We start from the raw sequence: 7,349 nt of genomic DNA, 5'->3' as shown, positions 1-7,349 counted from the left end.
AGGATGGCCCGACGAGGGCGTAAAAGCTCGTTGGCCCTGTTTGATTCGTTGCGATCCGGGCGAGGATGGGGAATTCCAGGTACTCGAACACGAGAGTCGTTTTGAGATCCAGCTGCGGATTCTCTGCCTTGAGCACTGTGCCTTTCTTGACGAAGAGCGCCTCCGGCTGCAGCGCCAGGACACCCGCGAGAGGGAAGGCGACTAACGGGCCGCCGCTGAGGTTCCGAGTGCTGCCGGAACCAAGACCGCCGAACGGGCCCGTGAACCTGGGGAGGGTAGCCCAGTGGATCCCCGCCTTGAAGCCGAAGTCGACCGCTTCGGCGGCTGGGGCGGATAGAACGATCAGCACCCCGACGAGGAACGGTCGCTTGTCCGTCATTGCAGGAAGAGCCTCAGAAAGAGCGCAGCGAAGATAGAGGCGGTGACGTCGCCGCTCGCCAACGGGAAGGGCTCGCTCAGACCGTCGCTGTTCGCCAAAAGGATCAGGGTGAGATTCCGTCCCGGCACTTTGACGATGAGAGACGAGAACGAGCCCGGCCAATCGCCGAAGTGCCAGACAACCCGTTCGCCTCGGTACTGTTGGACGAACCAGCCCAGGCCGTAAGGTAACGTCCCGCCGCCACGCGAAACGGCCGGCGTCCAAGCAGCTTCCTGTGTCTCCTCGGCCAGCAGCAAGTGATGATCGAGCCCTGAGTCATAGCTCGCGAGATCGCGCACGGTGGAGACGAGGCCTGCCGAGGCGTTGATGCCTTCGGGCGGGTACTCCGAACGCTCGACTTGGAACGGGTTGGCGCGGCTGTATGGGATCGCCAGTCGCGTTAACACCGCCCGGTAGCGTTCGAGCGTGCCTGGTTCGAACAGGGCGCGGAGCGTGGGGCTGGGGTTTTCCAGATCCTGTCCCGGAACCGAATCGCGCATCGCGAGCGGATCCAGGATGCGTCTGGCCAGCGCCACACGATAGGGCTGACCGGTGCAGGCTTCCACCACAGGCGTAAGCACGGCGTAGCGATCGCCGCTGTAGCGGAACACCAGCCCGGGTGTCTGCTCCGACGTGTGAGTCAGGATGTCCCGGACCGTGGCCTCTGCCTCAGGGATGTCCGAGCCGTACTTCTGGATCGGATCATCGAGATCCAGCGTTGCCTCCTCGACGCATTGCAGCAGCAACACCGACGTGAAGGTCTTGGTGAGTGACGCAATGCGGTAAGGAGTGTCGGGTGTGGCGGGTCGACCGCGCTCCACGTCATCGAGGCCGTATCCCATTTCCCAAACGACACGCTGGTTCTGGACCACCGCGGCTGACAGACCGGGAATGGCGTAGCCGCGCCTGAGAATTTCGAGCGATGCATCGAGGCGAACGAGGCGCGCTTCTAGATCTCCGGTGGCTTGGGCCTCGACTTCGCGGGGGCTCGAACCGGCGGCTAGCAGAGCGCTCACGACCGCCGTCAGCGCGGTCCAGCGCCGCAGCCCGCTGATCGTCATTCCGCAATTGACGCTATCACACCGGTTCTTTCTCTATTGTGAACCAGATAACGCCGGACCCTTGAGTGAGGAAAGCCAGCTCAAGAGCGCCTTCTTCTGGCTTTCGAAAGCATTGCGACGAGAAGGATCCAGCGCATGTACTTGTCCTCCATGCCGGTGTCGAGTCTGCGCGGTCGGAAGCGCCGAGTATCAGTGCTACAATCCCCGCTTCCATTTTCCCGGAGGAGACGTTGAGAAGCGCGTTGAAGGTTGGCGGTGGCCTGTTCGCCGTTCTCGTTGTCGCGGTAGCGGTACTCGCTCTGTTCGTCCACTTCGGTCATCCGCCGACCTTCGAGCAAGGGAAGATCGACCTCACCGTCGAAGTCACCCCCGAGCGCGTGGCCCGGGGGAAGGTTCTCGCGGCTGCCACATGGATCCGGTGACGAGAATGCTCACGGGAAAGCACGTGGAAGACGTTCCTCTGGAGTTCGGTCGCATCGTTTCGAGGAACATCACGAAGCATCCCGAGAACGGCATCGGCGGCTGGACGGACGGAGAGCTCGCCTATTTGCTCAAGACCGGAATCGATCGAAACGGCGTCTACGTCCCGCCCTACATGTCCAAGCTGCCGCATCTTTCGGACGAGGACCTCTTCTCCATCATCGCGTTTCTCCGCTCGGACGATCCGCTCGTCGCCCCCGAGGCGGTGGACCCCCCGGGCGTCACCGAGCCGTCGTTCCTCACGAAGGCGCTCACCCGGTTCGTCTTCGGGCCTCTCCCCTATCCCGACGCGCCCGTTCCCCCGCCCCCGCCGGGCGACGAGGTCGCCTTGGGCCGCTATCTCGTGGTGAACCTCGACTGCTACTCCTGCCACTCCGAGGACTTCAAGACGATGAACGTGGCCGAGCCGGAGAAGACCCCCGGCTATCTCGGGGGCGGCAATCCGCTCCTCGGCTTGAGCGGAGAGACGATTTATTCTCCGAACCTGACCCCGCATGAGGGCACCGGGATCGGGACGTGGACCCGTGAGGAGTTCCTGCGCGCGGTGCGCGAAGGATTCCGGCCGGACCATACGCCACTTCTCTATCCCATGGTGCCGCTGCCCGAGCTCAGCGATGCGGAGGTCGGCGCCATCTACGCGTACCTGCGCACGGTGCCTCCGATCGAGCGCGCCGTCGCCCGTGCGGACCAGCCTGCTCTCGCCGAGACGCTCGACGGCGAAGCGCTCTACCGGTACTACGGCTGCCGCTCCTGTCACGGGGACAACGGAGTCGGCATCGCCGACCTGCGTCAGGCCAATACGAGCTACCCGGCAGACGAGGACCTGAGACGATGGATCGAGGACCCGTCCACGACGAAGCCCGGAACGAAGATGCCCACCTGGAGGGGCGTCATCGCGGAGGAGCACTACGCTCCACTCATGGCCTACGTGCGCGCGCTCGGTAATCGGAACTGACCGCCGGGGGAGGGCAAAGTAAAGGGAATTGGGGGCCCTTCCATCCCCCGCGAGGTAAGCTTCCCCATGTCATCTCGCGCCGAAGCCGTCCGCTCCCTCCCCAAAGTCGAGATCCACCTTCACCTCGAGGGCGCGATTCCCCTTCCCGCACTCTACGAGCTCGTGTGCAAGTATGGAGGCGCGGGCGAGGTGCGGGGCATCGAGGACCTGAAGAAACGGTTTCGCTACACCGATTTCCCTCACTTTCTGTCCACCTGGACGTGGAAGAATGGTTTCCTCCGGGAGTACGAGGACTTCACTTTCGTCGCCTCCGAGGTGGCAAGGGACCTGGCGGCGCAGAACATCCGGTACGTCGAAGCGTTTCACTCTCCAGGAGACTTCGCGATGCTCCATGGGCTCGACGTCGCCCGCATCACCGAAGCCACGCGGAAGGGTCTGGACAGCGTGAAGGATCGAGTCGAAGTCCGTCTCATCGCCGACCTCACACGAGATTTCGGACCCGAGCGCGGGTTCACCTGGCTGAAGGAGCTCGCGGCGGACAAGCCGATGAAGATCGTCGGAATCGGGTTGGGAGGGTCGGAGCACGCCTTTCCCCCCGAACCCTATGGCGATGCTTATCGCGAGGCCCGGCGGCTCGGCCTCAGGACCACCGCGCACGCCGGAGAAGCCTCCGGGGCCACGAGCATCTGGGGCGCCATCCGGAGTCTCGAGGTGGATCGTATCGGCCACGGTACCCGCGCCGCCGAGGACCCGGCTCTGGTGCGACATCTGGTCGAGCACCAGATCCCGGTCGAGATGTGCCCCATCTCGAACCTCCGAACCGGAGTGGTCGACTCGCTGGAGCATCACCCCATTCGCTCTTACTTCGACGAGGGCGTGCTCGTGTCAGTGAACACCGATGACCCCAAGATGTTCCAAACGTCGCTCCAGGAAGAGTACGAAGCACTCGCCCGCGACCTGGGTTTCACTCTCGCCGAGATCGGAAAGCTCGTCTCGAACGCGATCGATTCGACCTGGGCGGATGCTCAGACGAAGCAGCGGCTCCGGGACGAGCTGGCGGCTTCTCTCGCTCGAGCTCTGCCCCAGGGAGGCTCACCGTGATCGACATCGCCGTCGCGGTAGCCTGAGAACACCTACTTGCGGTATAACGAATGCAACTGGGCCAGATCGCCGTCGGACAACCCGGCCTCGCCGGCGATGTCGGCGCGGGCTTGCAGGCGACGGCGATAACGGGCGAAGAACCCGGCGATGTCGCCTCCGTAGCCGAAGAAATACATCACGTCTTGGAACTCCGCGGTGTGCTGGAGCCCGAGTGCATGGCCGAGCTCGTGGACGCACGTGAGATAGACGATCGTGTCTCGAAACAGCTCGTCGGCGCGGGCGCCCTGGCCGATCGCCTCGCCGAGCGCGTCGGTGTCGGGCCGGATGAACACCGCCGCGCCACGGCGGCCATCCACCATCAGGCGTCGCATCTCGCCGTATTCGCCACGCCCCGCCGGCACCCAGTGGATGCGAACCAGCGCTGTGGCCTCGGGACTCGCCACGAAGTGGAATGCGCCGTTGGCGTTGCGCTCCCACGCCTCGAGGGCCCAACGTGCGAGCTCGCGGTCGGAGTCGCGGTACGCCGAGCCGGGCTCGCCCGAGGCGATGAAGTACGGGACCCGCCGTTGCCCGTCGAGGGGCCCCAGAGTCCGCTCTACTTGAGTTTCGCCGCGGCTGTGCCACACGCAGACGAAGAGTAGTGCCGAGAGCGCACCGAGACCCCTTGCGCAGCGGCTAGCGCGCGTGCGGCTCGCAAGCGGGGCCGTGAAGGCATTCGGCGGCCCGACCGTGACATGATTTCCGGCTCCGGTCGTGTTTCGCATGGCTTGCGCGTCGATGTCGGGGCTAGGTTATCTCGTCGGGACGAGATTTTTCAGGTCGAACCGTCAGAATTTCCTCGACGACCTCCGTTCCATCTAGCGCGATACCCTGGCCAACCAGCCTGGGCGAGATGACTGTCTGGATTCCGACCGAGAGTCTGCGAGCCAATCAGCCTGCTATTGCGTCGCCAACATCTGCTCGAGCGCGGCCTGGTTGGGGGCGACGAAAGGCGGTGCCGATTGGGCGGCCGCCAGGTTGCCGAGAAGACGCTCGGCCATGTCGCCTCGAGCGGCGGGCAAGTGGCTGCTAAGGATCATGGTTGGTTCCAACTTGCGAACGAGATCCAGATCTTTCGCAAAGGCGCCGGTCTCGGCTTTGTGGAGCCAGGGTGAGTCCAGGGTCGCCCAGAAGATCTGCCCCTCGCGCAGCTCGTTTTCGGAGAGCTCAGCCGCCTGCTGAGCGGGTCGGGAGAGGAGCGCGCCGAAACAGTCGGAGCTGAAGAGCACAGCGGATTTGTCGTCGTAGAAGCCGGTGGTCGCCGGGTTGTCGAACGCTGGTGGTCGAATGGCATGGAGCCTGCGATCACCCACGGTAAGGACTTCGCCGGGGTTGAGCAGGCGAACGCGATCCAGCGGCAGCGGCGCCGTGAGGCTCAGGATACCGACGCTGAGGAACGACGTAATGATGCGAAGCCGCGGGTTCTCGGCCAACAACGATTGAAGGCTTCCCGCATGATCGTAGTCCGGATGAGTTAGCCACAGCCACCGGAGCTCGGAGGGATCGAGGACCGATCGCAGGACCCGCAAGAACGCCTCGCTATCCACCCCCGCTCCCGTGTCCACGAGGATGGGCTCCTCTCCTTTGAGGACGAAGGCGTTGATCGGCACGAAGCCAAAACCGGGGAGCGGGAAATTCGAAGTGATGACCTCGATGTCGGGTGCGGCGTTGTAAGATTCCATTGCTTTCCTTCCTTGCATTCGAGGGCGAGCCATTTCGCGGCCTCGATTTCTTCCTTGCACCCTACACGTGCCGAATATCGGTCACGCGTTACGCCCTCTGATAGGATTTCTCCGTGTCCCGACCCGAATCGGACGCCGCCATCGCCCGACGCGTTGCCGAGAGAGCTCCGGATGCCGCCTCCTGCGAGGCGGAGCTCTGCGCTCGCTTCCTGAACCGCGCGAGGCTCTACGGGCTGAAGCACTTGCGGTTCGATGTAACGGCGGCCGAGGATCTGGCACAACAAGTGATGATGATCCTTCTCGAAGCGCTTCGCGCCGGGCGGGTCGAGGACCTGGAGCGAGTGGACCGGTTCATGCTCGGAACTTGCCGAAACGTGGCACGTTCCATGAGAAGAGGTGAAGCCCGTCTCGAAGGAACCAGGCGCCGGCTTTCGACGGAGCTCGCCGGGGCCGCGACCCCGCCGTGGGACCTCGTGGAGAGCCGCCGGGTGGAGAAATGCCTCGCGGCCTTGCCTCCCCGGGAGTCCCGGCTCCTGTTCCTCTTGTTCCAGGAAGGCGCGACGGCCTCCGAAGCCGCGGAGAAGCTGGGCACAACGCCGGGAAACATTCGGGTGATGCATCATCGCGCCATCGCCCGGTTGCGAGACTGCGTGGGCACATGACGGAGCACTTGTCGTTCGATCGGCTGGCCGATTATCTGGCGGGACTCTTAGAGGAATCCGCGAGCGACGAGGTCGAAGAGCACCTCTTCTCCTGCCCGTCCTGTGCGAGTGAATCCGAACAGGTCTCTGGGCTCGCGGCGGCGATACGCAACGCCGTGCCTCCTATTCTCAGCCTCGAGCGATACGAGGCGTTGTCGCGCGAGGGGAAGATCTTCGCGGTAAACCCGATGTCGCCGGGAGAGGTCGCCGAATCCCGTTTCCCGCCGGAGGGAAAGCTACTCGTACACCGGCTCGGAGGCTCCGATTTGAGCCCTGCTCACCGCGTGGACGTCGCTATTTTCGATTCCCAGGGAGTGGATCTCGCTCGGTTCGAGGATGTTCCCTTCGACGCGGCGCGGGGGGAAGTCCTCATCGCCTGTCAGCGGCACTTTGCCGCCCTGTACCCGAACGACATCGTGTTCCGCGTCGAGGCCATCCTCGGCGACGACCGCGGGGAAGAGAAGCGCTATACGGTCTGGCATCGGGAGTAAGAGGAGTCCTCGCGTCAAGTACAACTTTTAGAATAGTTGCATTAAATAGGAATGGCGCATCAGGAATTGCCTCTCCTACGGTTTCAAGACTCGGTGGCGGAAAGCTAGAGCGCCCGATGAGGATCCGCCAAAGAGAGTGGGCTCGATGCCACGTTCCCTGGCATAGCGATCGGCAATCTCGCGCACCGCGTCCTCGGCGTCGCGACGCGCGAGGACGGCGACGGTCCCCCCGCTTCCGCCTCCCGTGATCTTGGCGCCGAAGATTCCGCGTCGCGCTCCCGCCGCCCGTGCGAGCTCGACGAGCCGGTCCGTGCCTTCCGAGCCCAGCCCGCAGGCGGAATAGCTCGCGTGGGACTGATACATGAGCTCGCCCAGGACCGGTGCGTTCTCCAACGCATCGCCTCGAAGCAGGCGAGCAAAG

10 protein-coding genes are annotated in these 7,349 nt (G+C 64.0%); 5 read left to right on the top strand and 5 right to left on the bottom strand.

What is annotated here, in order from left to right; all coding sequences use genetic code 11:
- Positions 1-379, bottom strand: a 379-nt coding sequence (locus tag VEK15_08640; protein HXV60747.1) for a porin family protein, incomplete at its 3' end; no start/stop codon positions are given.
- The gene (locus VEK15_08635) at positions 376-1,479 is read right to left on the bottom strand and encodes a serine hydrolase domain-containing protein (protein ID HXV60746.1); all 1,104 of its coding nucleotides are present in this window, start codon (positions 1,477-1,479) and stop codon (positions 376-378) included. The genes VEK15_08640 and VEK15_08635, both read right to left, overlap by 4 nt.
- A 230-nt stretch (positions 1,480-1,709) precedes the next feature.
- Here VEK15_08635 and VEK15_08630 point away from each other — a divergent pair, with 230 nt between their 5' ends.
- The 3 genes from VEK15_08630 to add all read left to right on the top strand — a co-directional run bounded on the left by VEK15_08630 (position 1,710) and on the right by add (position 4,015).
- Positions 1,710-1,901: a hypothetical protein gene (locus VEK15_08630; GenBank protein ID HXV60745.1), complete on the top strand. Its 192-nt coding sequence runs from the start codon at positions 1,710-1,712 to the stop codon at positions 1,899-1,901.
- A 5-nt stretch (positions 1,902-1,906) separates the two neighbouring features.
- The gene (locus VEK15_08625; protein ID HXV60744.1) at positions 1,907-2,914 is read left to right on the top strand and encodes a c-type cytochrome; all 1,008 of its coding nucleotides are present in this window, start codon (positions 1,907-1,909) and stop codon (positions 2,912-2,914) included.
- Positions 2,915-2,980: 66 nt separating this feature from the next.
- Positions 2,981-4,015, top strand: coding sequence for an adenosine deaminase (gene add / locus VEK15_08620; protein ID HXV60743.1), 1,035 nt, complete (start codon positions 2,981-2,983; stop codon positions 4,013-4,015).
- Positions 4,016-4,047: 32 nt separating this feature from the next.
- On the opposite strand, the gene VEK15_08615 is transcribed toward add, so the two are convergent.
- Positions 4,048-4,779, bottom strand: a complete 732-nt coding sequence (locus VEK15_08615) for a matrixin family metalloprotease (GenBank protein HXV60742.1) — start codon at positions 4,777-4,779, stop codon at positions 4,048-4,050.
- 174 nt (positions 4,780-4,953) lie between these two features.
- Positions 4,954-5,736, bottom strand: a complete 783-nt coding sequence (locus tag VEK15_08610) for an MBL fold metallo-hydrolase (protein HXV60741.1) — start codon at positions 5,734-5,736, stop codon at positions 4,954-4,956.
- Between the two features lie 113 nt (positions 5,737-5,849).
- Here VEK15_08610 and VEK15_08605 point away from each other — a divergent pair, with 113 nt between their 5' ends.
- Both VEK15_08605 and VEK15_08600 read left to right on the top strand, forming a co-directional pair.
- The gene (locus tag VEK15_08605) at positions 5,850-6,398 is read left to right on the top strand and encodes a sigma-70 family RNA polymerase sigma factor (GenBank protein ID HXV60740.1); all 549 of its coding nucleotides are present in this window, start codon (positions 5,850-5,852) and stop codon (positions 6,396-6,398) included.
- Positions 6,395-6,928 (top strand): zf-HC2 domain-containing protein, encoded by a 534-nt coding sequence (locus VEK15_08600; GenBank protein ID HXV60739.1) that lies wholly within the window; start codon positions 6,395-6,397, stop codon positions 6,926-6,928. The genes VEK15_08605 and VEK15_08600 overlap by 4 nt, the downstream gene beginning before the upstream one ends.
- 75 nt (positions 6,929-7,003) lie before the next feature.
- Here the strand turns inward: VEK15_08600 and VEK15_08595 are convergent.
- The coding region (locus VEK15_08595) for a GHMP kinase (protein HXV60738.1) at positions 7,004-7,349 on the bottom strand (346 nt) is incomplete at its 5' end.

Source organism: Vicinamibacteria bacterium, from assembly GCA_035620555.1.
Taxonomy (GTDB): Bacteria; Acidobacteriota; Vicinamibacteria; order Marinacidobacterales; family SMYC01; genus DASPGQ01.
Note: the sequence above shows the minus strand (reverse complement) of the source record. Positions and strands in the feature narration are given on the sequence as shown.